Below are 24,786 nucleotides of genomic sequence, written 5' to 3' on the forward strand. Positions count from 1 at the left end.
GACCACCACGTGAGCAGCAGCACTCCGCTCGTGGTCACCACCCTTCGCATCCCCGACCCCGGACCCCTCGCCACCCTGCCCCCCGGGCCGTCCAGCACCCTGTGGCTGCACCGCGGGGATGGACTGGCGGCCTGGGGAGAAGCCGCCCGACTGGAGACAGCGGGGCCCGACCGATTCGACGAGGCGGACCGCCTGTGGCGGGAGTGGACCGCGGCGGCGGTGATCCGTGACGAGGTCCGCCGGCCCGGTACCGGCCCCGTCGCCTTCGGCAGCTTCACCTTCGCCACGGCGGGAACATCAGCGCTGGTGGTACCCCGCGTACTTGTCGGCCGCCGGGACGGCGTCTCCTGGATGACCACAGTCGGAACACCCCCCAGCCCCCTCCCGAGACAGGAGCCCGCCCCGATGCCCCGGGCGATCTGGCAGCGCGACACGGCCGCCAGGCCCCACTGGCAGCACGCCGTCGACGAGGCCGTGCGCCGCATCCGCGACGGCGAGGCCCACAAAGTCGTCCTCGCCCGGCAGGCGGTCGGAGAACTCAGCCACGCCGCCGACTTCCGGACCCTGACGTCCGCGCTCTCCCACCGCAACCCGGACTGCTTCACCTTCGCCGTCGACGGTCTCACCGGTGCCACACCGGAACTCCTTGTCCGCCGCACAGGACGGCAGATCACATCCATCGCCCTGGCCGGCACCTCCTGGCCGGGCGGCACCAGTCCGATCGGCACCGCGAAGAACGCGGAGGAACACGGCTACGCGGCAACCTCCGTCACGGACACGCTGCGCCCCCTCTGCAGCGAACTCCACGCCTGCGACCAGCCAGAACTCCTACACCTTCCCCACCTCACCCACCTGGCCACCCGCATCACCGGAACCCTGAACGAGGACGTGTCCTCCCTCGGACTCGCAGGGGCGCTCCACCCCACCGCAGCGGTCGGAGGCACACCCACCGACCGCGCACTCGACCTGATCCAGATCCTGGAGAACACCGACCGCGGGAGGTACGCGGCCCCGGTGGGATGGCAGGACGCCCACGGGGACGGCGAATGGTGCATCGCCCTGCGATGCGCGGCCATCAAGGGCAACCGCCTACAGCTGTACGCGGGCTGCGGAATCGTGGCCGACTCAGAACCGGAAGCCGAGTGGCAGGAGACCGAGGTGAAGCTGACCGCGATGCGCAGCCTCTTCGAGGAACTCGTGCCCGCTCTCAGGTAGCTGAGGAGACCGGCAGGACCTGGCTCGGCCGGGTTGTGCCGGGCATCAGCTCAGATTGCCGGGCGGGTTCCTTCGCGAGGTTCGGCCGTGCACGCCCCCACGGACAGGGAACGGGGTGTGTGGAAGGCCCCGGCGAACGTCGCTCTGGCCGGGATCACCGGCCTGGAATCCAGGGCGAGCGACCAGGACCAGGGCGACAACCTGTCGCTGAACTTCCTGCGCGAGTTTGCCGGCCGGGGGACCGTGGTCTGGGGGTCATGGGCGCCACGCAGGCGGAGGGCTACTTCGTCCAGGCCGGGAAGGGCGTCACCATGACCCAGGACGACATCGACCGGACCCTGCTACCCGCCGGCCCGGCCGGCAAGCCCCGTTACCTCGTGCCCGCTCGTGCGCCTCCTGCCCAGCAGATGATGGGCCGTCCGCTCACGCATCGCCCACGCACGGGCCCGGAAACGACTGAGCGCCCCACCCGGTCGGAACCGGGTGGGGCGCTCAGTAGCAGGTCAGAGGACGTGTCCCCCGCCTGCGAGCAGTAGGCCATGTCGGACTCGAACCGACAACCAACGGATTAAAAGTCCGCTGCTCTGCCAATTGAGCTAATGGCCCTCGGTGTGCTCACCCCAGAGCATAGCCGCAGAGCGCGGGACAGCCGATCGCATATGGGTCGTCCGGCCCGGGGAAGTCGTCGCGGCGGTGGGCGCGCACGGACAGGGCCCCTACGACGAGTTGTCGCAGGGGCCCTGTCAGGCGATCAGTTCAGCGGCTGGTCTCAGCCGTTGCGCTTCCAGCGGGGCTTGTCGTCGCGGCGCCCGAAGGAGGAGCCACCGGTCGAACCGGAGCCGGAGGGGCGGTTGTCGTCGCGGCGGCCGTACGGGCGGTCGCCACCGGCGGCCGGACGGTCGCCACCGGAGCGGAAGCCGCCCGAGGGACGGTCGTCGCGACGGAAGCCACCACCGGCGGGACGGTCGCCACCGGAGCGGAAGCCGCCACCGGCCGGGCGGTCGCCACCGGAGCGGAAGCCGCCACCGGTGGGACGGTCGCCACCGGAGCGGAAGCCGCCACGGTCGCCACCACGGTCGTCACGGTTGAAGCCACCGGACGGACGGTCGTCGCGACGGAAGCCGCCACGGTCGCCACCACGGTCGTCACGGTTGAAGCCACCCGAGGGGCGGTCGTCGCGACGGAAGCCACCACCGGTGGGACGGTCGCCACCGGAGCGGAAGCCGCCACCGGCCGGACGGTCGCCACCGGAACGGAAGCCACCGGACGGACGGTCGTCGCGGCGGAAGCCGCCACGGTCGCCACCACGGTCGTCACGGTTGAAGCCACCCGAGGGGCGGTCGCCACCGGAGCGGAAGCCGCCTCCGGCCGGACGGTCGCCACCGGAGCGGAAGCCGCCACGGTCGCCACCGCGGTCACCGCGGTCGTCACGGCGGAAGCCGCCACGGTCGCCGCCACGGTCACCACGGTCGTCGCGACGGTTGTCACGGCGCTCGTAGTTGCCACGGTCGTCACGGCTCTGGAACGCGGGGCGCTCCTCCGCGACCGGCTCGGCCACGGCGGCCGCGACCTCGGCCTCGGCGGCCTCGACCACCTCGGCGACAGCGGCCTCCGGGTCCTCGCCGCGCTCACGCGCGGAGCGGGCGACCAGGCGGTCGGCCTCCTCGCGCAGCTCGACGGCACGGCGCGACAGGCGCTCCAGCTGCTTGGTGAGGTCGGCGACCTCGCGCTCGGCCTGCTTCGCGGCGTTGTTCGCGGAGTCGGCCTGGACCTGGGTCAGCGAACGGGCACCGGTGATCTCGGCGACCTCGGGGTCGAAGGCGCCGACGCCCTGGACGATGTGGCGCGAGGCGTCGACGCCCGCGTCCTCCATCAGGCGGAAGATCTGGCGGCGCTGGTGCGGAAGCGCCAGCGAGACGACGACACCGGACTTGCCGGCGCGGGCGGTACGGCCCGAGCGGTGCAGGTAGTCCTTGTGGTCGCCGGCCGGGTCCACGTTCAGGACCAGGTCGATGCCGTCGACGTGGATGCCGCGGGCGGCGACGTCGGTGGCGACGAGCGCGTTGACGTATCCGTCCTTGAAATCGGCGAGGACGCGGGTACGGGCACCCTGCGTCATGCCGCCGTGCAGCGCGTCGGCCTTCACACCGGACTCGATGAGCTGCTCGGCGATGCGGTCGGCGCCCAGCTGGGTGCGGACGAAGATGATGGTGCGGCCCTTGCGGGCGGCGATGGCGGCCGTGACCGGCGCCTTGTCCTTCGGCTTCACGACGAGGACGTGGTGCGTCATGGTCGTGACGTTGCCCTGCGCGCTGTCGACCTCGTGCGTGACGGGGTTGGTCAGGTAGCGCTTGACCAGGGTGCCGATCTCGTTCTCCATGGTGGCGGAGAAGAGCATGCGCTGGCCGCCGCCGGGGATCTGGTCGAGCAGCTCGGTGACCTCGGGCAGGAAGCCCAGGTCCGCCATCTGGTCGGCCTCGTCGAGGACCGCGACCTGGACGTTCGCCAGGGAGCAGGCGCCACGGTTGATGATGTCGCGCAGACGGCCCGGGGTGGCGACGAGGACGTCGACACCGCGCTCCAGAGCGAAGATCTGGTTGCTCATGGAGGTACCGCCGCAGACGACCTTCATCTTGAGGCCGAGGACGTCGCCGTAGGGCTGGAGAGCGTCGGCGACCTGCATCGCGAGCTCACGCGTCGGCGTCAGGATGATCGCGCGGGGCTTCTTCTTCTCGGTGTGCCCGCCGGCCAGCGAGGCCAGGGTCGGCAGACCGAAGGAGAGGGTCTTGCCGGAGCCGGTGCGGCCACGGCCGAGGATGTCCTTGCCGGCCAGGGCGTCCGGGATGGTCGCGGCCTGGATCGGGAAGGGCGCGGTGACGCCGTTCTGCGCGAGCTTGCGCACGATGCCGTCCGGCAGACCGAGGTCGCCGAAGGTCAGGGTGGGCTCGGCGTCGGCGTCGTCGGCAGCGTCGTCATCGGACGCGGCGTCGTCGAAGTCTTCGGTGGAGTCCTCGAAGGAGTCGTCGGACTCGGCGGACCCGTGGTTCGTCACGTCGGCCTCGAGGGCCTCGATGATCTCGTCGGCGACTACGGCCTCGATGGCCTCGGTGACCGCGAGGGTCTCGGCGTCGACGATCTCGTTGGAGTCGTTCTCGGGCATGACGGAACGGTCAGAACTGGAAATGGACATGCGAAATGCGAAACCTTCCGGAGTCTCGGCACGCGCCCAAACTCCGTGAATTCGCAAATCGACCGCCTCAATGCGGTCAGCCACGGCTGGGGAGAGTACGCGCCACGCGGCGCTCTTCGGAGTCGGCGCCGGGCAATGGGATCAAACGATCTATAACCATACGCACCCTCCCCCGGGTCTGGCAAGTCACTCCCCCGAAGACGGCGCTGACCTGCGGAAACACCATCCGCCCGCCGGACCGAGACGGGCGGATGGGCCCGGTCCGAGCCGGAACCGGGCCTACGGCTGGGTGCCCGGACCGTCCGACGGCTCCGGCTGCGGGGGCTCCGGACTCGGTGTGGGTTCCGTCACGGGCGGCGGCGGGGAGACCGGCGGTTCGGGGGTCGGCGGCTGCGGGGTCGGGGAGGCGGGCTGGCCGCCCCCGGAGGAGCCGCCTCCGCCGGAGCCCGACCCGGAACCGGAACCGCCCGCCGGGGGCTGCTGGGGGCCCTGGCCGCCCGCTCCGCCGCCCGGACCGGCCGACGGTGAGGGGGCCCCGGGCGGACCGGCCGGCGCGCCCGGGCTGGGGGAGGCCCCGGCCGCGCCGGAGGTGGTCCCGGGGCCCCCGGCCTTGCCGTCCTGGTTGCCCGTACCGCCCTTCGAGCCGTGGCCGCCGCCCTGGGTCCCGGCGCTCTTCCCGGACGAGGAGCCACCGCCGGACGTGCCGCCCTGGACGCCCGTCGACGCGGAGGGCCCGGGCTTCGCGGTGTCCTCCCCGACGCTCATGCAGCCCGCGGTCGCCGCCACCGCGAGCGCGGCGACGGCCAGGCGAAGCGACCGGGAGGATCGGAGGGAAGCGGACAACTGGCGCACGGGGCACCTCCGGAACGCTGGCAAGGGTCCGCGGTGAGCGGGTCAGTGTGCCCAACTCCCTCTGCCCCGTAAGGGACACGCCCCAAAACGCCCCGAGGGGAGACGGGTGGCGCACCCTCAGGCGAACAGGTGTCCCGCCACCTGGTGGCCGAGCGTGACCCCACCCAGCCCGACCAGCACCGAGGCCGCCACATTGGCCGCCGCCAGGAACGTCCAGCCCCGCTCGGCAAGGCGCAGCGTCTCGTAGGAGAACGTCGAGTAGGTGCTCAGTGCCCCGCACAGTCCCGTACCGAGCAGCAGGTTCAGCCGCGAGGAGGCGGCCCCGTCCAGCACCGCCCCGGTCAGCGCCCCCAGCACCAGGGAGGCGGCCGCGTTCACCACGAAGGTCCCCCAGGGGAAGACCGAGTCGTGCCGCGCCTGCACCGCCCGGTCGGTCAGGTACCGCAGGGGCGCCCCGACGGCCGCGCCCACCATGACGATCAGCCAGTTCATGCCCGGCCCCGGACGCGCCCCGGGACGTGCCCCCGGCCCCGGCCGTCGCCTGCCGCGCGCCGGGTGATCGCGGCCGCCGCCCACACCGCGCCGAGCGCCCCGGCCACCGTGAGCCCGGCGTACGCCAGCGCGGTACCGGCCTCACCTGCGTCGAGCAGCCGCGCGAAGTCCACGGCGTAGGTGGAGAAGGTGGTGAACCCGCCGAGTACCCCGACCCCGAGGAAGGGCCGTACGAGGGGATGCGCCGACCGGCCGCCCTCGCTGATCAGCACCATGAGGACACCGATGAGCGCGCAGCCCGTCACGTTGATCCAGAAGGTCCCCCACGGGAAGGCCGCGGGCGCGGCCGGCCACAGCAGCCCGACCCCGTACCGCGCCGCGGCGCCCGCCGCGCCGCCGGCCGCCACGGCCGCGAGCACCCGGCGCTGCGGTTCGGCGCGCTGGGCCGGCACGTGGAGATCGACGTCCGGGTCGATGGCCTCGGCACCTTCCGCCGGCCGGGTCATCCCCGCTCCCCTTCGCATGTCGCCACCGGGCCATTCTCGCGCGCCGGGTCCCGGCCCGCCGGAAACGAGCCGCCGCAATCGGAGCCCGGCACGGGAGAATGGCCCCGTGCTGGAGATGACGCGTGACGCGTTCGAAGAGCTGGTGGCCGAAGCGCTGGACTCGATCCCCGAGGAGCTGACCCGGGTCATGGACAACGTGGCCGTCTTCGTGGAGGACGAGCCCGCTTCCGACGACCCCGAACTGCTCGGCCTCTACGAGGGGACCCCGCTCACGGAGCGCGGCGAGTGGTACGCCGGGGTCCTGCCCGACCGGATCTCGATCTACATGGGGCCGACCTTGCGGATGTGCGAGAGCGCGGAGGAGGTGGTCCACGAGGTCGCCGTGACGGTCGTCCACGAGATCGCCCACCACTTCGGCATCGACGACGAGCGGCTCCACGAACTCGGCTGGGGCTGACCTCCCGGGGCGCCCCGGACCCGCCCCGGACCCGCCCCGGACCCGCCCGCGGGAATCGTTTTGGCGATCGCCGCCGGGATCCCATATGCTTCTCACGTCCCCGACGCGCTGGAAAGTGCCCGGCGGGCCTTTAGCCCTCATCGTCTAGTGGCCCAGGACGCCGCCCTTTCAAGGCGGTAGCACGGGTTCGAATCCCGTTGGGGGTACGCATTACCGTGTGCGAGACTTGTGCTCGCACATTGCAAGGACCTGTGGAGCAGTTGGTTAGCTCGCCACCCTGTCAAGGTGGAGGTCGCGGGTTCAAGTCCCGTCAGGTTCGCTGAAGCCGGAAACGGTTTCGTGGCTGGGTAGCTCAGTTGGTACGAGCGATCGCCTGAAAAGCGATAGGTCGCCGGTTCGACCCCGGCCCCAGCCACCAGAATCAAGAAGGCCCCGTCCATCGGACGGGGCCTTCTTCGTCATTCCCCGCCGGCCTGCGCCGCCCGGGCCCGTCGGCGCCACTGCGCCAGGCCCACGCCCGCGGCCGACACGGCCACCAGCCCGAGCAGCGCCCAGTCCGGAACCGCGTCCGCCACGGCCTGGACCCGCTGCTCCACCGCGAACGAATCGTCCACGTCCAGCAGCCCCGGCAGGGCGCTCGCCCCGTCGTAGGCCAGGAACAGCGCGCCCAGCAGGATGAAGAACAGGCCCGAGGCGAGCGAGGTCGTGTGCAGTTCGAAGCGGCCGACCGAGAGCGCGCGGCCGCGCAGCCAGCGCCGGCGGCCCAGATCGAAGCGCTCCCAGAGCAGTGCCAGCACGAACAGCGGCACGGCCATGCCCAGTGCGTACACCGCCAGCAGCAGGCCTCCGTAGACCGGACTGCCGCTGACCGCCGCCACCGTCAGGACGCTGCCGAGGATGGGCCCGGCGCAGAAGCCGGCCAGCCCGTAGACCGCGCCCAGCGCGTACACCGACAGGGCGGTGGTCGGCCGGATCCTCCCCGACAGCTCCGAGATCCGCTTCGGGGCAAAGCCCAGGCCCAGGATCTGGGCGAGGCCGAGCCCGATGATCAGCCAGCCGCCGAACATCACGAGGGCCTCGCGGTTGCCGTGGAAGAACCGCCCGGCGTACGACCCTGCCGCTCCCAGCGGTACGAGGGTGCTCGCGAGGCCCGCGTAGAAGATCCCGGTGCGCGCCAGCAGCCGGGACGTGGAGTCGATGGAGTAAGCGAAGAAGGCGGGCAGGAGCAGCGCGCTGCACGGGCTGAGCAGCGCGAGGAGGCCGCCGAGCAGGGCGGCCAGGTATCCGACGTCGGTCACTTCGCTGCCGCCTGCGCCTTGGCCTTGGCGATGGCGGCCTCGAAGGCCGCCGGGGGCTGGGCTCCGGCGATGGGCTGCCCGTTGATCAGGAAGGACGGGGTGGAGGTGACGCCGATGCGGTACCCCTCCTCCTGGTCCTTCGCCAGAGCGGCGGCGGCCTGTTCCCCTGCCATGTCCGTCGTGAAGCGCTCCAGGTCCGGGACCCCGGCCTCGCGCGCCAGCTCGGTCAGCCGCTCCGCGCCGAAGCCCTTCTCCCTGGCGCCCTCTGCGTACGCGGCCGCGTGGAACTGCGCGAAACGGTCCTGCTGCCCCGCCGCCCAGGCGGCCTTGGCGGCGGCCTCGGAGTCGGCGCCGAAGATCGGGAAGTTGCGCCACTCGATGCGCAGGGTGCCGTCCTCCACGTACTTCTTCACGAGCCCGGGCTCGGTGTCGCGGGCGAACTTCCCGCAGTAGCCGCACTTGAAGTCGGAGTACTCGATCAGGACGACGGGGGCGTCGGCCCGGCCGGCGGCGAGCTTGTCCCCGGACTCGCGGCGGGCCAGGGCCTTGAGCTGCGCGGTGGGGTCCGCGGTGGCTCCGGCCTCCGGAGCGGAGGCCGCGGACGACCGGGCGGCAGTGCCGGCGCCGTTCTCCGGCTTGGTCGCCTGCCAGGAGACGAGGCCGAGGGTGACGGCGGCGAGGGCGACCCCCGCGGAAATCAGCAGGGGCTTGCGGGAAGGAGAGGAAGGGGAAGGCGAAGCGGACATGCGGGTGCTCCAGGGCTGTGCGGGACGGGCGGGACGTGGCGGACCGGGCGGCTGGTGCGGCCGGTCCTCCTACACCCGCATCACGGACAGCTCCGGCGGGGACGGCGCCGACTGGCCGGGCCCGCGTACGAGGACCCGTACGGGTATCACCTGCGCCGGGACCGCCACCTCGGCCCCGGGCCGCGCGGGCGGGGCCTGGGCCTGGTCGGCCCCGGCCCGCGCCGGCAGGGCGGGTACGCCGTCCCGGCCGGGCGATCCCGGCGCGCAGGCGGGCCCGGCCGGACCGGCGGAGACGAAGGCGGAGGCGGAGGCCGCGGGGGAAGAGGAGCCCGGCTCCGCGGGAGCCGAGGCCCTCACGGCCCCCTGCCCGACGGCTGCGGAAGCCACGGCGGCCGAGACGGCCGGGGCCGCCGCCGCCTGCAAGGTCCCGGCCAGCAGGGCCCAGCCCAGCAGCACCGCGAACACGCACCGGAGGCGGCGGCTGCGGGACATCGTGGGCGGCCTCTCGCTGGGACACGGCTCGGACAGGGCTGGGACATCACGGGTGACACGTCGGGGGGACACGTCGGGGGGCACGTCGGGGGACACATCGGGGTAACGCTCGGGGGACTCGTCCCGAAATGGTACGGGTCAGCCCCACAAATGCGTTCGCCACCCGGCACCTACGGGTGAGATCCTCGACCAGGTATGTCTACTTCCTTCGCCGCCCTGCAGACGCTTCTCGGTGAGATCTCCCTCCGTGACGCGCACCGCCTCGGCCGCCGCCTCGAAGGCGCCCGCCGCATCCGCAAACCCGAGGCCAAGCAGGCCGTGCTCGACGAGATCGCCGCGGAGGCCGAAACGGCCGCCGTGCGACTGGCCGGCCGCGCCTCGCGGAAGCCCGAGGTCACGTATCCCGAGAACCTTCCCGTCAGCCAGAAGAAGGACGAGATCGCCGAGGCGATACGCGACCACCAGGTCGTGATCGTCGCGGGCGAGACCGGCTCCGGCAAGACCACGCAGATCCCCAAGATCTGCATGGAGCTGGGGCGCGGGGTCCGGGGCATGATCGGGCACACCCAGCCCCGCCGGATCGCGGCCCGCACGGTCGCGGAGCGCATCGCGGAGGAGCTGAAGTCCGAGATCGGCCAGACCGTCGGCTGGAAGGTCCGGTTCACCGACCAGGTGGACCAGGACGCGACCTTCGTGAAGCTGATGACGGACGGCATCCTGCTCGCCGAGATCCAGACGGACCGCGAGCTGCGCGCGTACGACACGATCATCATCGACGAGGCCCACGAGCGGTCGCTGAACATCGACTTCCTGCTCGGCTACCTCGCCACGCTGCTGCCCAAGCGCCCCGACCTCAAGGTGATCATCACCTCGGCGACCATCGACCCGGAGCGCTTCTCCCGGCACTTCGGCGAGGCCCCGATCGTCGAGGTCAGCGGCCGGACGTATCCGGTGGAAGTGCGCTACCGCCCGCTCCTGGAGGACGATTCCGAGGACAGCGACCGCGACCAGATCACCGCGATCTGCGAGGCCGTGGACGAGCTCCAGGCGGAGGGGCCCGGCGACATCCTGGTCTTCCTCTCCGGCGAGCGCGAGATCCGCGACACGGCGGACGCGCTGGAGAAGCGCAAGCTCCGCCTCACCGAGGTCCTCCCCCTCTACGCGCGGCTCTCGCACGCCGAGCAGCACCGCGTCTTCCAGCAGCACACCGGCCGCCGGATCGTCCTCGCGACCAACGTCGCCGAGACCTCGCTGACGGTCCCCGGCATCAAGTACGTGATCGACCCGGGCACCGCCCGCATCTCCCGCTACAGCCACCGCACCAAGGTCCAGCGGCTGCCCATCGAGCGGATCTCGCAGGCCAGCGCCAACCAGCGCAAGGGCCGTTGCGGCCGTACCTCGGACGGCATCTGCATCCGCCTCTACTCCGAGGACGACTTCCTGACCCGTCCGGAGTTCACGGACGCCGAGATCCTGCGCACCAACCTCGCCTCCGTCATCCTCCAGATGACCGCGGCCGGCCTCGGCGAGATCGAGAAGTTCCCCTTCATCGACCCGCCGGACCACCGCAACATCCGCGACGGCGTGCAGCTCCTCCAGGAGCTCGGCGCGCTCGACCCCGAAGAAAAGGACCACAAGAAGCGGCTCACGCCCATGGGCCGCCAGCTCTCCCAGCTGCCCGTGGACCCGCGCCTGGCCCGCATGGTGGTGGAGGCGGACAAGAACAACTGCGTCCGCGAGGTCATGGTCATCGCGGCGGCCCTGTCCATCCAGGATCCGCGCGAGCGGCCCTCGGACAAGCAGACGCAGGCGGACCAGAACCACGCCCGGTTCAAGGACGAGACGAGCGACTTCCTCTCGTTCCTGAACATGTGGCGCTACGTCCGCGAGCAGCAGAAGGAGCGCGGCTCGTCCTCCTTCCGCCGGATGTGCAAGCAGGAGTACCTGAACTTCCTGCGGATCCGCGAATGGCAGGACATCTATTCGCAGCTGCGTACGGTCGCCAAGTCCATGGGCATCCACGTCAACGAGGCCGACGCCCCCGAGACGAGCGTGCACATCTCGCTGCTGGCCGGTCTGCTGTCGCACATCGGGCTCAAGGACACCGACAAGAACGAGTACCTGGGGGCCCGCTCCGCCAAGTTCGCGATCTTCCCGGGTTCCTCGCTGTTCAAGAAGCAGCCCAAGTTCCTGATGTCGGCCGAGCTGGTGGAGACCTCGCGGCTGTGGGCCCGGGTGAACGCCAAGGTCGAGCCGGAGTGGGTGGAGCCGCTCGCCCAGCACCTGATCAAGCGCACGTACAGCGAGCCGCACTGGGAGAAGGACCAGGCGGCGGTGATGGCCTTCGAGAAGGTCACGCTGTACGGCGTTCCGATCGTCGCCCAGCGGAAGATCAACTACGGCCGGATCGACGCCGAGGTCTCGCGCGACCTGTTCATTCGCAACGCCCTGGTCGAGGGCGACTGGCGGACCCACCACAAGTTCTACGCCGACAACCGCAAGCTCCTCACCGAGGTGGAGGAGCTGGAGAACCGGGCCCGGCGCCGCGACATCGTGGTCGACGACGAGACGCTCTTCGACTTCTACGACCAGCGGATCCCCGAGCACGTGGTCTCCGGGGCGCACTTCGACTCCTGGTGGAAGCACAAGAAGCGCGACGAGCCCGAACTGCTCGACTTCGAGCGGGAGATGCTCCTGACGGAGAAGGCGGCCGGGGTCACCAAGGCCGACTATCCGGACTCCTGGATGCAGGGCCGGCTGAAGTTCCGGGTGACCTACCAGTTCGAGCCGGGCGCGGACGCGGACGGCGTGACCGTCCACATCCCGCTCCAGGTGCTGAACCAGGTCACGGACGAGGGCTTCGACTGGCAGATCCCGGGCCTGCGCGAGGAGGTCGTCACCGAGCTGATCCGGTCCCTCCCGAAGCCGATCCGCCGGCACTACGTACCCGCGCCGAACTTCGCGACCCGCTTCCTGGCCACCTCCCACCCGCTCCAGGAGCCCCTCCACGTGACGCTCGCCCGGGAGCTCCAGCGGATGGTCGGGGTCCCGGTCACCGCCGAGGACTTCGACCTGACCCGGATCCCCGACCACCTGAAGATCACCTTCCGGATCGTCGACGAGCGCCGCAAGAACCTCGCCGAGGCCAAGGACCTGGAGGCCCTGCGGCTCCAGCTCAAGCCCAAGGCCCGCCAGGCGCTCTCGCAGGCCGCCGCCGCCAGCGCCGAGCGCGAGGGCGGGGAGTCGGTGGAGAAGACCGGCCTCACGGACTGGACGATCGGCACGCTGACCAAGGTCTTCGAGACCCGCCGGGCCGGCCAGCCGGTGAAGGCGTACCCGGCGCTCGTGGACGCCGGTACGAGCGTCTGCGTACGCCTCTTCGACACCGAGGCCGAGCAGCAGCAGGCGATGCGGCTCGGTACCCGGCGCCTGATCCTGCTGAACATCACGGTGAACCCGGCGAAGTTCGCCTCGGACCACCTGAGCAACCAGCAGAAGCTGGCGCTGTCGCGCAATCCGCACGGCTCCATCCAGGCGCTGTTCGACGACTGCGCGACCGCGGCGGCCGACCACCTGATCGCCCGGCACGGCGGACCGGCGTGGGACGAGGCGGGCTTCCGCAAGCTCTACGAGGCCGTGCGGACCGACCTGGTGGACACGACCGTACGGACGATCACGCAGGTGCAGCAGGTGCTGGCCGCCTGGCAGGCCTGCGAACGCCGGCTGAAGACCACGGCCAGCCTCGCCCTGGTGGCCAACGTCCAGGACGTCAGGACGCAGCTCGCGGCCCTCATGCCGGCCGGGTTCGTCACGCTGACCGGACTGCGCCGGCTGCCGGACCTGATGCGCTACCTGGTGGCCATCGACCGGCGGCTCCAGCAGATGCCCACGGGCGTCCAGCGCGACACCACGCGCATGGAGAAGGTCCACGAGATGCGGGACGAGTACCTGTGGCTGCTGGAGCAGTTGCCGAAGGGCAGGCCGGTCCCCGCGGAGGTCACCGAGATCCGCTGGATGATCGAGGAACTGCGGGTCAGCTACTTCGCGCACGCGCTCGGAACGGCCTATCCGATCTCCGACAAGCGCATCGTGAAGGCGGTGGACGCGGCGGCCCCGGGACCTTCCAGGTGATCGGGTTCGACTGCACCCCCTGAGCTGCGGTACAGTCTGATTCGCAGCCGCCCAGCGGCCGCAAATCAAGGACCTGTGGAGCAGTTGGTTAGCTCGCCACCCTGTCAAGGTGGAGGTCGCGGGTTCAAGTCCCGTCAGGTTCGCAAGATCGTCAGGGCCCGCATCCTCAGGGATGCGGGCCCTGACGCATTTCCGGTGACTGACGACCGGGGCGCGGGATTGCGGGCCCAGCCGCAGGGCCGCGTACGGGCGCTCCCGGCATCGGCGCCCCACCAGGGCGCCCCACGGCCCCGATTGAACCTCTGGGGCACCTGGGACCCCACCCGGCCCCTCGCGGCGCCCCCAGAGCCGCCTGGAAGCCCGCCGCGGGCCGACGGGCAAACTCCGCCCGCAGCCCCCACCCGGAGCCCCCACCCGGAGCCCCGCCGATGCCGGCCCCGAAGCCGGCCCCGCCGCCCCGGAGAATCACCCGTCCGGATGATGCGCTCCGCGCGGCACACCCCTTTACGCGGTGCATTGCCTGATCCACAAGAGTGATCATCTGTGACGGGAGTCACCTCATGTGTTTTTGAGACGCACGCTTTTATGGCACTCATACGCCCACTCGATTTTATATGTGCCATTGCACCCACCCCCGCCGACTCCGCACACCAGCTCGATAACCCGCTGACCAGGGCATAAAAAAGATCGCGCTGGACCCGGCGGAGTCCAGCGCGATCGAACGACTGGTGAACCTGTTGGGGCAGGTCCGGCCGTTTGAAGCTCTGTGGGGCTCATCGGATTGGGGGACCCGATATAGACCCGGTATTAAGTGGTGCTGCGGAACCTCAGGCCTCGCTGCGCTGCTGCGGAATTCCCGCAAGCAGTGCGCGGACCTCAGCCTCGCGGTAGCGGCGGTGTCCACCCAGGGTGCGGATGGACGTGAGCTTGCCAGCCTTGGCCCAACGGGTGACCGTCTTCGGGTCCACGCGGAACATCGTGGCAACCTCAGCCGGGGTCAGCAGCGGCTCGGCATCAGGGGTGCGAGCGGTCATGAGCGGCCTCCTCGGGAGAACCGAACCATCTCGGTTCTTTCCTCTAAATTCTGCACCTTGGCCCACGTTGCCCGAAATGGACATACGCGGGCCGAGTCGGTTATAGGACGAACGGCTTGTCCTCGGCACTACAACTACACCATCCGTCCAGCCTCGACGGCCAAACCGATGGAATTGCCCTCCGAGGTGTTCATCAGCGGCGGAAGCCGATGGACCGTCCCATAACGGACAGTCACCCCACTGTGACGATCAGTCACAGAGCGATCAGGAGTCGTCAGACCCCCCGTAGAGTGCAATACCGAGCATTCCGCCCTTAGTTGGACGGAAGGAACCCTCCCCGGACTCCTTGTCCTATTTTGGCACGAGGGTAGGGGAAGGGCGCAAGGGTGTAGAAAGTGCGGTCCGTCACGCTTGGGCCAATGGCCCGTATCGGGACGTAGGTCCCGGAACAAAGACCCAAAAGAGGGCATCACGGCCTTGAGCTGGCCGTTCTCTTCCAGGCTCGGCCGATCGCCGGATGGACAACCGCGCCCGGAGTCGCTACCCGGGTCGCGCAGGTCACCGCGGCGACTCGACCGGGTTCCGGAACCGAACGGCTCAATTGGCGAAGAGTCTCTCCCGGACCGCCCGCCACCGCTCCGCCAGGGCCCCGTACGTCCGCGCCGCCCCGTCCCGGTCCCCGGCCCGCAGGGCCGCGAGTCCCGCCGCCAGGTCCGCGGCCGAGTGGTCGGCCTCGAGCCGGTCCCCCGGCAGCGCGTGCAGCAGCCCGCCGTAGTCCAGCTCCACCATCGAGCGGGGGTGGAACTCCTCCAGCCAGCTCCCGACCTCCACCAGGCCCTCGGCGAGCATCCCGTACCCGTCCGCCTCCCGCAGGGTCCGCAGCCCCCGCGCGAGCCGGCGCCGCGCCTGCACCATCGGCGTCCGGTAGCGCAGCCCCTCGCCCGGCACGTACTCCCGCTCCTCGTCGGACACCAGCACGAACCAGCGCAGCGGCACCTGCCAGACCCCCGTACGGATCCACGGCCGCGCATCGGGATTGCGCCCGCGCCAGACCTCGTACTCCTCGGCCGCGCGCCGGCGGGCGGTCGCGGGCAGGGCGGCGTCGAGCACCGGGAGCGGGAACTCGGCCACCAGCTCCTGGAGCGCGAGCCAGCCGCGCAGCCTCGTCCGCCAGGGGCAGACCAGCAGGACCCCGTCGACCTCGGCGGTGAAGGCGTCCGCGCTCTCGTGCGCCGGGACCCCGACCACGGGCACCCGTACCAAGTCCACCAGCGACCGTCGCAATTCGTCCTGGGCCGTCGGGGTGGCCCCGCGCCGGGCGTAGTCGGCCCAGTGGGCGCGCTCGGGCTCCGGGAAGGCCGTCAGCGGCTCGTAGACGCGCAGGTAGGAGGCGTAGGGGACGGCGGGGGCCGAGCGGGCGGACGGCAGCCGGGGATCGGGGGATTCGCTCACGCTCTCGTACTCCCCCGCCCCGCCCGGCGCTACTCCGACGGCCGCCCGCGGCCCCGCCCGCGCGCCGGGCGGCCACCCCGGAACGTCCCGATCTCCGGACAGGGAGGATCGCGGGGCTCCGCAGGTCTTACGCTGCTCACAGCACGCCCTCCCCCACCCGCAGGGCGGGCGTCTTTCCCGCCGCATCTCATCCATGGGAGTCACCACCGTGACCGAAATGACCGACGGCGTCCTGCACACCCTGTTCCGCAGTGAACAGGGCGGCCACGAGCAAGTCGTGCTGTGCCAGGACCGAGCCTCCGGCCTGAAGGCCGTCATCGCGATCCACTCCACCGCCCTGGGCCCGGCCCTCGGCGGTACGCGGTTCCACGCGTACGCCTCGGACGAGGAAGCCGTCCTCGACGCGCTGAACCTCTCGCGCGGCATGTCGTACAAGAACGCGCTCGCCGGGCTCGACCTCGGCGGCGGCAAGGCCGTCATCATCGGCGACCCCGCCAGCAGGGAAGAAGGCGGTCTCAAGTCCGAGGAACTGCTGCTGGCCTACGGCCGGTTCGTGGAGTCCCTCGGCGGCCGCTACGTGACCGCCTGCGACGTCGGCACCTACGTGGCCGACATGGACGTCGTGGCCCGCGAGACCCGCTGGGCGACCGGCCGCTCCCCGGAGAACGGCGGCGCCGGCGACTCCTCGGTCCTCACCGCCTTCGGCGTCTTCCAGGGCATGCGCGCCAGCGCCCAGCACCTGTGGGGCGACCCGACCCTGCGCGGCCGCAAGGTCGCCGTCGCGGGTGTCGGCAAGGTCGGCCACCACCTGGTCGAGCACCTGCTGCAGGACGGCGCCGAGGTCGTCATCACGGACGTCCGCGCCGAGTCCGTGCAGCGCATCCTCGACAAGCACAGCGTCGACAAGTACGCGGGCAAGGTCACCGCCGTCGCAGACACCGAGGCGCTGATCCGCGTGGAGGGCCTGGACATCTACGCCCCCTGCGCGCTCGGCGGGGCCCTGAACGACGACTCCGTGCCCGCGCTCACCGCCAAGATCGTCTGCGGTGCGGCGAACAACCAGCTCGCCCACCCGGGCATCGAGAAGGACCTCGCGGACCGCGGGATCCTCTACGCGCCGGACTACGTGGTCAACGCGGGCGGGGTCATCCAGGTCGCCGACGAGCTGCGCGGCTTCGACTTCGACCGCTGCAAGGCCAAGGCCGCGAAGATCTTCGACACCACGCTGGAGATCTTCGCACGTGCGAAGGCGGACGGGATTCCGCCGGCCGCGGCCGCCGACCGCATCGCCGAGCAGCGGATGGCGGACGCCCGCAGCGCGACGCGCACCGTCTGACCCTCCTGACCCTCCTGACCCTCACGGGGCCCTTATGGGGCTTCTGGGCGGCCCGCCGGGGCGCGGCGAGACGGAACTCACTGCGCTTCGGCGGGTCGCTCGTCAGGAAACGGCTAAAATCGCAGCTGACCAGCGAGGACGGGGCGCCTTGCTGGTACTGCACCGGGGCGCGTCATGCGGGCGGCGTACCGTATGGCCGCGGAAGCAGGTACCGTTAAACCCCTACGGACGGTCTCTCCACGGAGAGCCCGCTCCGAACCATGAACGCGTGTCAGACTCTGGGGCCGTCGAGCCCCGTCACCGAGGGGGTCGAGCCATGGGGCGCGGCCGGGCAAAGGCCAAGCAGACGAAGGTCGCCCGCCAGCTGAAGTACAGCAGCGGCGGGACTGACTTGTCGCGTCTGGCCAATGAGCTGGGCGCATCGCACACGGAACCGCTGCCTGTCAGCGAGCCGGTCGTCGATGACGAGCTTGATGATGATGACGAGGACGACCCGTACGCCAAGTACGCGGAGCGCTACAACAGCGATGACGAGGACGAGGACGAAGAGTCCGGTCCGTCCGTCTACCGTCGCGGTGCTTGACGCGCCACTCGGCGTCGGACTCGCGGTGCGCTGATCCTCATCCTCAGCAGCGGCACACAGCTTCACATGCACGGAAACCCGGTCCAGGGCATCGCCCCGGGCCGGGTTTCCGTGCTGTTCGCACGGGTGGGAGCCTCGCTCCCGCCCGTGCGAACAGGTCAGCTCGCGTAGTCGCCGGTCATCGTCGCGCCCTCGGCGTGGTCGCCGCGCTCCAAGATCTCACCCGCGACCCAGGCGTCGACGCCCCGGTCGGCCAGGGCCGTCAGGGCCACGTCCACCGAGTCCTGCGGGACCACGGCCATCATGCCGACGCCCATGTTCAGCGTCTTCTCCAGCTCCAGGCGCTCGACCTGACCGGCCTTGCCGACCAGGTCGAAGATCGCGCCCGGGGTCCAGGTCGAGCGGTCGACCGTGGCGTGCAGGTGGTCCGGGATCACCCGGGCGAGGTTCGCCGCGAGGCCGCCGCCCGTGATGTGGGAGTAGGCGTGCACGTCGGCCGCACGGGTGAGGGCCATGCAGTCCAGCGAGTAGATCTTGGTGGGCTCCAGCAGCTCCTCGCCGAGGGTCCGGCCGAGCTCCTCGACGTGGCCCTCCAGGGACATTCCGGCCCGGTCGAAGAGGACGTGGCGGACCAGCGAGTACCCGTTCGAGTGAAGACCGGAGGACGCCATCGCGATGACGGCGTCGCCCGTACGGATGCGGTCCGCGCCCAGCAGCCGGTCGAACTCGACGACGCCGGTGCCGGCGCCCGCCACGTCGAAGTCGTCCGGACCCAGCAGGCCCGGGTGTTCGGCGGTCTCGCCGCCGACCAGGGCGCAGCCGGCCAGGACACAGCCCTCGGCGATGCCCTTGACGATGGCCGCGACGCGCTCGGGGTGGACCTTGCCGACGCAGATGTAGTCGGTCATGAAGAGCGGCTCGGCGCCGCAGACGACGATGTCGTCCATGACCATCGCGACGAGGTCGTGGCCGATGGTGTCGTACACGCCCATGCGGCGGGCGATGTCCACCTTGGTGCCGACGCCGTCGGTGGCGGAGGCGAGCAGGGGGCGCTCGTAGCGCTTGAGGGCGGAGGCGTCGAAGAGGCCGGCGAAACCGCCGAGGCCGCCGAGGACCTCGGGGCGCTGCGTCTTCTTCACCCACTCCTTCATCAGCTCGACGGCGCGGTCTCCCGCGTCGATGTCCACGCCCGCGGCTGCGTAGCTGGCACCGGTGGTCTTCTCTGTCATGACAGGAGAGAGCTTTCGTGTCGTTGCTGCGTGTGGTGCGAGGCCCTGGAAAAGCCTGAAAGAGAAGGCCCCGCGCAGGTTGAGCAGGATGAGGGGGAAGGGGAGGGGCCGGCCGGTCCGCGGGCTCGGGTGAGCTCGCGGACCGGCCGGCGTCGCCTCGGGTCCTACGGGCGCCGGAGGGCGTCGGCGGCGTCGGTGCCGCCGGCCAGCTCCGTCTCCAGGAGCTGCTTGCCCAGGAGCTGCGGGTCGGGCAGTTCCATGGGGTACACGCCGTCGAAGCAGGCACGGCAGAGGTTGGGCTTCTGGATGGTCGTCGCTTCGATCATCGAGTCGAGCGAGATGTACGAGAGCGAGTCCGCGCCCAGCGACGTGGCGATCTCGTCGACCGTCATGCCGTTGGCGATCAGCTCGGCCCGGGTGGCGAAGTCGATGCCGAAGAAGCACGGCCACTTCACCGGCGGCGAGGAGATCCGGATGTGGACCTCGGCCGCGCCGGCCTCGCGGAGCATCTTGACCAGGGCGCGCTGGGTGTTGCCGCGGACGATCGAGTCGTCGACGACCACCAGGCGCTTGCCCCGGATGACTTCCTTGAGGGGGTTGAGCTTGAGGCGGATGCCGAGCTGGCGGATCGTCTGCGAGGGCTGGATGAAGGTCCGGCCCACGTAGGCGTTCTTGACCAGGCCCACGCCGTACGGAATCCCGCTGGCCTCGGCGTAGCCGACGGCGGCGGGCGTGCCCGATTCCGGCGTCGATATCACCAGGTCGGCGTCGGCCGGGGCTTCCTTGGCCAGGCGCCGTCCCATCTCGACACGCGAGAGGTAGACGTTCCGGCCGGCGATGTCGGTGTCCGGGCGCGCCAGGTAGACGTACTCGAAGACACAGCCCTTGGGCTTTGCTTCCGCGAAACGAGAGGTCCGCAGGCCGTTCTCGTCGATCGCGATGAGCTCGCCCGGCTCGACCTCGCGGACGAAGCTGGCGCCGCAGATGTCGAGGGCGGCGGTCTCGCTCGCCACCACCCAGCCGCGCTCCAGGCGGCCGAGGACCAGCGGGCGGATGCCCTGCGGGTCACGGGCGGTGTAGAGCGTTCCCTCGTCCATGAAGACGAGCGAGAAGGCGCCCTTCACCTTCGGGAGGACCTTGGTGGCCGACTCCTCGATGGTCAGGGGCTTGCCGTCGTCGTCCGTCTGGCCGGCCAGCAGGGCGGTGACCAGGTCGGTGTCGTTGGTGGCCGCCACCTGGGTGGCACGGCCGTCCTGACGGGGGAGGTCGGCGACCATCTCGGCCAACTCGGCGGTGTTCACCAGGTTGCCGTTGTGACCCAGGGCAATGGAGCCGTGGGCGGTCGCACGGAAGGTCGGCTGAGCGTTCTCCCAGACGGAGGCGCCAGTGGTCGAGTAGCGGGCGTGACCGACCGCGATATGACCCTGGAGCGAGCCGAGAGAGGTTTCGTCGAAGACTTGGGAAACGAGGCCCATGTCCTTGAAGACGAGGATCTGGGAACCGTTGCTCACAGCGATACCCGCGGACTCTTGTCCGCGGTGCTGCAATGCATACAGTCCGAAGTAGGTGAGCTTGGCGACCTCTTCACCCGGAGCCCAGACACCGAAGACGCCGCAAGCGTCCTGGGGGCCCTTTTCGCCGGGGAGCAGGTCGTGGTTGAGTCGTCCATCACCACGAGGCACGTCTCCGAGTGTAGGCGAGATCGACCACTGGTCCGAATTGGGGATGCCCGGGAAATGTCACAGCACGCAGGGTGACGGAACCTGTTCGGAGGCCGGTCGTCTCAATATCCGGATTGCCCTGGTTGACAGTCGCCTGTGGTTTCGTACAAGCTCCGGCTCATGCAGCCTCTCGGTGACCGCACCGTCACCCTCGTCGCGCGCCGACACGTGGACCTCGTCCGTGTCGCCAGCGCCATCTGTCGCTGTTCTGCGTAGTCACACGCCGGTTTTCCTTTTCTTTTTCTCCTTTCCCCGCTGCTTTCCGTCCGTGTTTGCTCCGGCATGCGCTCCGCCGCGCCCTGCGCCGTCCCGCGCTGCCCGGAGCGGCGGTGGGACTGGGCGCCGCCGCCCCGGCCCACGCGGCGCCCCCCGCCGAAGCGCAGCACGCGAGCCCGCAGGAGCGGGAGTTCCGGGCCGAGCGGGGACGCCGTTCCCGCCGCCCGAACATCCTGTTCATCCTCGGGGACGACCTCGGCTGGGCCGACCTGTCCTCCTACGGCTCCCCGCACATCAAGACCCCGAACCTGGACCGGCTCGCCCGCCAGGGCGTCCGCTTCACCGACGCCTACTCGGGCTCCGCGACCTGCTCCCCGACCCGCTTCAGCCTGTACACCGGCCTCCCCCATAGCCCTGAACGGGCATGGGAGGTGCCCCCTTCCCGGGCCGCGCCAGGGGCGGGCTCGCCGAGCCCATCGCCGACAAGACGGCGGGCCTGGAGCCGACCCACCCGACGCTGGCCTCGCTGCTGCGCGGATCCGGGTACGCGACCGCGCTGATAGGCAAGTGGCACTGCGGCTCCCTGCCCGACTACAGCCCGACCAAGTCGGGCTGGGACGAGTTCTTCGGCAACTTCGGCGGGGCCCTGGAGTACTACTCCAAGCTGTCCGGCGACGGCTCGTACGACCTCTACGAGGGCGACGCCGAGTACAAGGACCTGCGCTACTACACGCGGATCCTGACCGAGCGCGCGAGTGAGTACGTCTCCCGCGACCACGGGGACGAGCCGTGGCTGCTGAACCTCAACTTCACCACCCCGCACTGGCCGTGGATCGCCGACGGGGACACCGGGGCGAGCGCCGAGGTCACGCGCCGGATCAAGGCCGGCGACCGGCGGGCCCTGTGGCACGAGGACGGCGGGTCCATCGAGAAGTACCAGCAGATGGTGGAGGACCTCGACCGCTCGATCGGCGAGGTGCTGAAGGCGCTGAAGCGCTCCGGCCAGGAGGAGGACACCCTGGTCTTCTTCTCCAGCGACAACGGGGGCGAGCGCTTCTCCCACAACTGGCCGCTCGCCGGCAACAAGTCCTCGCTCCAGGAGGGCGGCATCCGCGTCCCGAACATCGTGCGCTGGCCCGCCCGGCTCGACGGCGGCCAGGTCAGCCACGTGCCGGTCTTCACCCCGGACTGGACGGCCACCCTGCTGGAACTGGCGGGCGCCCGCGCGCACCCGGCGTACCCGCTGGACGGGGTCAGCCTGGCCGGGTACCTGCTGCGCGGCGAGAAGGTCGCCGAGCGGAACCTGTTCTGGCGGGTGCGCGGGGAGCGGGCGCTGCGCCGCGGGGACTGGAAGTACTACCGCGGCAAGGCGGGCCGCGACCAGCTCTTCAACCTGGCCGGGGACATCCGCGAGCAGGCCGACAAGGCGGCGCTGGAGCCGTCCCGGCTGGCCGAACTGCGGGCGGCCTGGGAGAGGACGGACGCCGGGCTGCTGCCGTACCCGGGCTGAGCGGCCGGGGGTCACTCCACGGCCGAGGCCGCCTTCGCGGTGATGCCGGTGCCCGAACCGGGCGCTGTGAGCGTGAGGGCGTCGCCCTGGATCTTCCAGTCGAGCGGGCCGCCGCCGAACAGCTCGGTGAGGGTCCGCTCGACCTCTCCGGGTCCGCCCTCGCAGGCCATCCGGGTGGTGGTGAGGGGGCCGACGGTCAGCCGGTTCCCCTCGACGGCGGCCGACGCGTTGAAGCGGTTGCAGCCGAGGTTGCCGCTCACGTTCCCGTCCGCGGCCACGGTGAAGCGGGCCCGGCCCTCGGCGCCGGCCGGGACCGAGGAAGCGGTCTCGCCCTTGATCAGGGAATCGACGGTCCACTGCGTGGCGACGAGCGGGGCCGAGGGGGCCGGGGGCTTCGAGCTCAGGGCGATCGTGTTCCCGTCCGAGGTCTTCAGCGTGATCTTCTCCTGGCCCTGTTCCACGGTCAGCGGGCCCCGGAAGAGCCTGGCGAAGGCCGTCTCGAACGGCAGGTCGGGGCAGGCCATGTCGGTGTGGGCGCCGGGCGACACCGTCATGACGGCCGCCGAGTCGAAGATCACCGCGGCGGTGAAGCCGTTGCAGCCGTAGTTGCCGGTGGCTTCGGCCTCGTAGCCCTTGCCGCGCTCCACGGACAGCCGGGCGGCGGCCGGGGCCCGCAGCGTCTTGCCGTCGACGGTGAGGCTCTCGACCGACCAGGATCCGGAGAACCCGCGGGCGGGGGGCGTCCCCGGCGCGGCGCCGTCGTCACCGCAGGCGGTGGCGGTGGCGGACAGCGCGAGTACGGCGACCAGGGCGGCGGGGACGAGCGGCAGCGTACGCATGCCGGTGGGACGCGGCCGGCTGCGAACCGGTTCCCGGATCAGCTCATCAGGGGGAGCAGCGCCGAGAGGTCGGCGCGCTCGCCGCTGGCCCGGACCTGGGCCACGTCCAGTGCTTCGGCCCAGCTCGTACGGCCGGTGGCGAGCCGGATCCAGGTCAGCGGGTCGGTCTCCACCACGTTCGGCGGGGTGCCGCGGGTGTGCCGGGGTCCCTCGACGCACTGCACCACCGCGAACGGCGGGACGCGGAACTCCACCGCCCCGCCCGGCGCCTTGAGCGCGAGGGCGTCGGCGAGCAGCCGGGTGCAGGCCGCCAGGGCCTGGCGGTCCACGGGGATGTCCAGTCCGGTGGCGCGGCGCAGGTCGTCGGTGTGGACGACCAGCTCGACGGTGCGGGTGACCAGGAAGTCGGCCAGGGTCATGGCCCCGATCCACAGGTCCAGTACGCGCCCGCCCGGGTTCGCGTCGAGCGCCTCGGCCAGGCGGGCGCCGGCCCGGTCGTAGAGCTCGGCGAGCGGGGCGCCCTCCAGGGTCTCCTTCGCGGCCTCGGCGATCTTCCCGGCGAGCGAGGCCGTCGCGAAGGGCCATTCGGCGGCGGACAGTTCGGCGACGGCGGCGGGCGGCCGGGCGAGGCCGCCCGCCAGCGAGTCGGCGATCCACGCGATGTGCGCGGCCAGCTCCGCGACGGACCAGTGCCCGACCCCGCTGGGGCGGGCCAGCCGCTCGGGGTCCAACTCCCGTACGGCGTCCTGTACGTGCCCGAACTGCGCGAGGACGGCCGTACGTGTCCTGGCGTGGTCGTAGGTACGCGGCTTCTTCTTGGCGGGCGGCATGGGGCCGACCTTACGCCGCCGCCGCCCGCCCGGGGTCCCGTAGCCGTCAGGTCGTGGGGGCCGCGGGCAGCGTGGTCTCGCACCCGGCCTTCGCCGCAGCGCGCAGGGCCGCCTCGCGGGCCAGCGCCGCCAGGGCCCCGGGCTCGCCGCGGGTCGCGAGGTCACCCTCGCGCACGGCGGTCACCCGCAGGGAGGTCACCCCGGCGGCCTTGACCGGGTCGGCGCACTTCGCGGTCACCTCGACGCTGCGGATCCCGAGGTCGAACCGGCTTTCGCCCGGCTCGGCGTCCTTGGAGGCGACCACCTTGAGCGAGAAGTACTCGGCCATCTCCTCCTGCCCCTCGAAGGTCACCGCCCGGCGCAGCACGCACACCTGGCCCCCCGTGCCGGTGGAGTCCACCTTGCGCCCGCCTCCGCCGAACCGCATCACCGCGTCCGGGTCCACCAGCCCCTCGCAGGCCTCGGTGATCTCCGCCCGGCTGTCCTGGCGGATCTCGTACGCCCCGTAGACGAACCAGCCGCCGACGGCCAGAGCCGCCACGCACACGACCAGACCGACCACTCCGCCCGTACCGAGCCTTCGGCTCCTCTTCTCGGACATCCGCCCCCCCTTGCTCCGTTCGGGGCATCATGCCGGACACGGCCGAGCCCCCGCCC

At 71.2% G+C, this 24,786-nt stretch carries 20 protein-coding genes, 5 tRNA genes and 1 pseudogene; 11 read left to right on the forward strand and 15 right to left on the reverse strand.

The window, feature by feature from the left end; translation table 11 throughout:
• Nucleotides 1-9: 9 nt before the first annotated feature.
• A complete protein-coding gene (locus MTF69_RS37900; protein WP_243341137.1) occupies nt 10-1,215 on the forward strand; it encodes an isochorismate synthase MenF in 1,206 nt (401 codons plus the stop codon).
• 533 nt (nt 1,216-1,748) lie between these two features.
• On the opposite strand, the gene MTF69_RS37905 is transcribed toward MTF69_RS37900, so the two are convergent.
• From MTF69_RS37905 to MTF69_RS37925, 5 genes are all read right to left on the reverse strand, one after another.
• A tRNA-Lys gene (locus MTF69_RS37905) sits at nt 1,749-1,821 on the reverse strand.
• Nucleotides 1,822-1,984: 163 nt separating this feature from the next.
• Nucleotides 1,985-4,405, reverse strand: coding sequence for a DEAD/DEAH box helicase (locus MTF69_RS37910; RefSeq protein ID WP_243341138.1), 2,421 nt, complete (start codon nt 4,403-4,405; stop codon nt 1,985-1,987).
• A 279-nt stretch (nt 4,406-4,684) separates the two neighbouring features.
• Nucleotides 4,685-5,248, reverse strand: a complete 564-nt coding sequence (locus tag MTF69_RS37915; protein WP_243341140.1) for a hypothetical protein — start codon at nt 5,246-5,248, stop codon at nt 4,685-4,687.
• Nucleotides 5,249-5,374: 126 nt separating this feature from the next.
• Nucleotides 5,375-5,749, reverse strand: a complete 375-nt coding sequence (locus MTF69_RS37920) for a CrcB family protein (protein WP_243341141.1) — start codon at nt 5,747-5,749, stop codon at nt 5,375-5,377.
• Nucleotides 5,746-6,255, reverse strand: a complete 510-nt coding sequence (locus tag MTF69_RS37925; protein WP_243341143.1) for a CrcB family protein — start codon at nt 6,253-6,255, stop codon at nt 5,746-5,748. Before MTF69_RS37925 ends, MTF69_RS37920 begins: the two co-directional genes overlap by 4 nt.
• Nucleotides 6,256-6,361: 106 nt before the next feature.
• Between MTF69_RS37925 and MTF69_RS37930 the strand changes: the two genes are divergently transcribed.
• The 4 genes from MTF69_RS37930 (at nt 6,362) to MTF69_RS37945 (ending at nt 7,130) form a co-directional block, all read left to right on the forward strand.
• Nucleotides 6,362-6,712, forward strand: a complete 351-nt coding sequence (locus MTF69_RS37930; RefSeq protein ID WP_243341145.1) for a metallopeptidase family protein — start codon at nt 6,362-6,364, stop codon at nt 6,710-6,712.
• A gap of 133 nt (nt 6,713-6,845) precedes the next feature.
• A tRNA-Glu gene (locus tag MTF69_RS37935) sits at nt 6,846-6,918 on the forward strand.
• Nucleotides 6,919-6,957: 39 nt separating this feature from the next.
• Nucleotides 6,958-7,031, forward strand: a tRNA-Asp gene (locus MTF69_RS37940).
• 22 nt (nt 7,032-7,053) lie between these two features.
• Nucleotides 7,054-7,130, forward strand: a tRNA-Phe gene (locus tag MTF69_RS37945).
• A gap of 40 nt (nt 7,131-7,170) precedes the next feature.
• Here MTF69_RS37945 and MTF69_RS37950 read toward each other — a convergent pair.
• From MTF69_RS37950 to MTF69_RS37960, 3 genes are all read right to left on the reverse strand, one after another.
• On the reverse strand, nt 7,171-8,010 hold the full coding sequence (locus MTF69_RS37950) for a cytochrome c biogenesis CcdA family protein (protein ID WP_243341147.1): 840 nt from the start codon (nt 8,008-8,010) through the stop codon (nt 7,171-7,173).
• Nucleotides 8,007-8,756 carry a thioredoxin domain-containing protein gene (locus tag MTF69_RS37955; protein WP_243341148.1) on the reverse strand — a complete coding sequence of 250 codons (750 nt, stop codon included), beginning with the start codon at nt 8,754-8,756 and terminating at the stop codon, nt 8,007-8,009. The genes MTF69_RS37950 and MTF69_RS37955 overlap by 4 nt, the downstream gene beginning before the upstream one ends.
• A gap of 69 nt (nt 8,757-8,825) precedes the next feature.
• Entirely contained in the window at nt 8,826-9,248 is a 423-nt protein-coding gene (locus tag MTF69_RS37960; protein ID WP_243341150.1) for a hypothetical protein, read from the reverse strand.
• A gap of 195 nt (nt 9,249-9,443) precedes the next feature.
• On the opposite strand from MTF69_RS37960, the gene hrpA reads away from it, so the two are divergent.
• The gene (gene hrpA / locus MTF69_RS37965) at nt 9,444-13,379 is read left to right on the forward strand and encodes an ATP-dependent RNA helicase HrpA (RefSeq protein ID WP_243341152.1); all 3,936 of its coding nucleotides are present in this window, start codon (nt 9,444-9,446) and stop codon (nt 13,377-13,379) included.
• Between the two features lie 69 nt (nt 13,380-13,448).
• Nucleotides 13,449-13,522, forward strand: a tRNA-Asp gene (locus MTF69_RS37970).
• A gap of 684 nt (nt 13,523-14,206) precedes the next feature.
• Here MTF69_RS37970 and bldC read toward each other — a convergent pair.
• Both bldC and MTF69_RS37980 read right to left on the reverse strand, forming a co-directional pair.
• Nucleotides 14,207-14,413, reverse strand: coding sequence for a developmental transcriptional regulator BldC (bldC, locus tag MTF69_RS37975; RefSeq protein WP_003949541.1), 207 nt, complete (start codon nt 14,411-14,413; stop codon nt 14,207-14,209).
• A 597-nt stretch (nt 14,414-15,010) separates the two neighbouring features.
• Nucleotides 15,011-15,841 (reverse strand): hypothetical protein, encoded by an 831-nt coding sequence (locus tag MTF69_RS37980; RefSeq protein WP_243341205.1) that lies wholly within the window; start codon nt 15,839-15,841, stop codon nt 15,011-15,013.
• A 232-nt stretch (nt 15,842-16,073) separates the two neighbouring features.
• Between MTF69_RS37980 and MTF69_RS37985 the strand changes: the two genes are divergently transcribed.
• Together MTF69_RS37985 and MTF69_RS37990 are read left to right on the forward strand one after the other, a co-directional pair.
• Nucleotides 16,074-17,201, forward strand: a complete 1,128-nt coding sequence (locus MTF69_RS37985) for a Glu/Leu/Phe/Val dehydrogenase (protein WP_308401508.1) — start codon at nt 16,074-16,076, stop codon at nt 17,199-17,201.
• Between the two features lie 316 nt (nt 17,202-17,517).
• On the forward strand, nt 17,518-17,784 hold the full coding sequence (locus tag MTF69_RS37990; RefSeq protein WP_243341155.1) for a DUF3073 domain-containing protein: 267 nt from the start codon (nt 17,518-17,520) through the stop codon (nt 17,782-17,784).
• A gap of 158 nt (nt 17,785-17,942) precedes the next feature.
• Here the strand turns inward: MTF69_RS37990 and purM are convergent, their stop codons facing one another.
• The gene (gene purM, locus MTF69_RS37995; protein WP_243341157.1) at nt 17,943-19,013 is read right to left on the reverse strand and encodes a phosphoribosylformylglycinamidine cyclo-ligase; all 1,071 of its coding nucleotides are present in this window, start codon (nt 19,011-19,013) and stop codon (nt 17,943-17,945) included.
• 164 nt (nt 19,014-19,177) lie between these two features.
• Nucleotides 19,178-20,695, reverse strand: a complete 1,518-nt coding sequence (gene purF / locus MTF69_RS38000) for an amidophosphoribosyltransferase (protein WP_243341158.1) — start codon at nt 20,693-20,695, stop codon at nt 19,178-19,180.
• A gap of 159 nt (nt 20,696-20,854) precedes the next feature.
• Here purF and MTF69_RS43945 point away from each other — a divergent pair, with 159 nt between their 5' ends.
• Complete coding sequence (locus tag MTF69_RS43945; protein ID WP_323187867.1) at nt 20,855-20,950, forward strand: putative leader peptide; 96 nt, start codon at nt 20,855-20,857, stop codon at nt 20,948-20,950.
• A 56-nt stretch (nt 20,951-21,006) separates the two neighbouring features.
• Nucleotides 21,007-22,460, forward strand: a pseudogene (locus MTF69_RS38005) (sulfatase-like hydrolase/transferase).
• An 11-nt stretch (nt 22,461-22,471) separates the two neighbouring features.
• On the opposite strand, the gene MTF69_RS38010 reads toward MTF69_RS38005, so the two are convergent.
• From MTF69_RS38010 to MTF69_RS38020, 3 genes are read right to left on the reverse strand one after another with little or no spacing between them, the layout of a single operon-like run.
• Entirely contained in the window at nt 22,472-23,299 is an 828-nt protein-coding gene (locus tag MTF69_RS38010; protein ID WP_243341160.1) for an META domain-containing protein, read from the reverse strand.
• Nucleotides 23,300-23,337: 38 nt separating this feature from the next.
• On the reverse strand, nt 23,338-24,129 hold the full coding sequence (locus tag MTF69_RS38015) for a maleylpyruvate isomerase family mycothiol-dependent enzyme (RefSeq protein ID WP_243341162.1): 792 nt from the start codon (nt 24,127-24,129) through the stop codon (nt 23,338-23,340).
• A gap of 46 nt (nt 24,130-24,175) precedes the next feature.
• Nucleotides 24,176-24,730 carry a hypothetical protein gene (locus MTF69_RS38020; protein ID WP_243341163.1) on the reverse strand — a complete coding sequence of 185 codons (555 nt, stop codon included), beginning with the start codon at nt 24,728-24,730 and terminating at the stop codon, nt 24,176-24,178.
• Between the last annotated feature and the right edge of the window lie 56 nt (nt 24,731-24,786).

The sequence above is a fragment of the Streptomyces sp. AP-93 genome (genome assembly GCF_022808175.1).
Classification (GTDB): domain Bacteria; phylum Actinomycetota; class Actinomycetes; order Streptomycetales; family Streptomycetaceae; genus Streptomyces.

Coding starts and splice junctions, on each gene's coding strand:
- MTF69_RS37910 (WP_243341138.1), bottom strand. CDS start 4,405: ATGTCCATTTCCAGTTCTGACCGTTCCGTCATGCCCGAGAACGACTCC.
- MTF69_RS37920 (WP_243341141.1), bottom strand. CDS start 5,749: ATGAACTGGCTGATCGTCATGGTGGGCGCGGCCGTCGGGGCGCCCCTG.
- MTF69_RS37925 (WP_243341143.1), bottom strand. CDS start 6,255: ATGACCCGGCCGGCGGAAGGTGCCGAGGCCATCGACCCGGACGTCGAT.
- MTF69_RS37955 (WP_243341148.1), bottom strand. CDS start 8,756: ATGTCCGCTTCGCCTTCCCCTTCCTCTCCTTCCCGCAAGCCCCTGCTG.
- MTF69_RS37960 (WP_243341150.1), bottom strand. CDS start 9,248: ATGTCCCGCAGCCGCCGCCTCCGGTGCGTGTTCGCGGTGCTGCTGGGC.
- hrpA (WP_243341152.1), top strand. CDS start 9,444: ATGTCTACTTCCTTCGCCGCCCTGCAGACGCTTCTCGGTGAGATCTCC.
- bldC (WP_003949541.1), bottom strand. CDS start 14,413: ATGACCGCTCGCACCCCTGATGCCGAGCCGCTGCTGACCCCGGCTGAG.
- MTF69_RS37990 (WP_243341155.1), top strand. CDS start 17,518: ATGGGGCGCGGCCGGGCAAAGGCCAAGCAGACGAAGGTCGCCCGCCAG.
- purM (WP_243341157.1), bottom strand. CDS start 19,013: ATGACAGAGAAGACCACCGGTGCCAGCTACGCAGCCGCGGGCGTGGAC.
- MTF69_RS43945 (WP_323187867.1), top strand. CDS start 20,855: ATGCAGCCTCTCGGTGACCGCACCGTCACCCTCGTCGCGCGCCGACAC.
- MTF69_RS38010 (WP_243341160.1), bottom strand. CDS start 23,299: ATGCGTACGCTGCCGCTCGTCCCCGCCGCCCTGGTCGCCGTACTCGCG.
- MTF69_RS38015 (WP_243341162.1), bottom strand. CDS start 24,129: ATGCCGCCCGCCAAGAAGAAGCCGCGTACCTACGACCACGCCAGGACA.
- MTF69_RS38020 (WP_243341163.1), bottom strand. CDS start 24,730: ATGTCCGAGAAGAGGAGCCGAAGGCTCGGTACGGGCGGAGTGGTCGGT.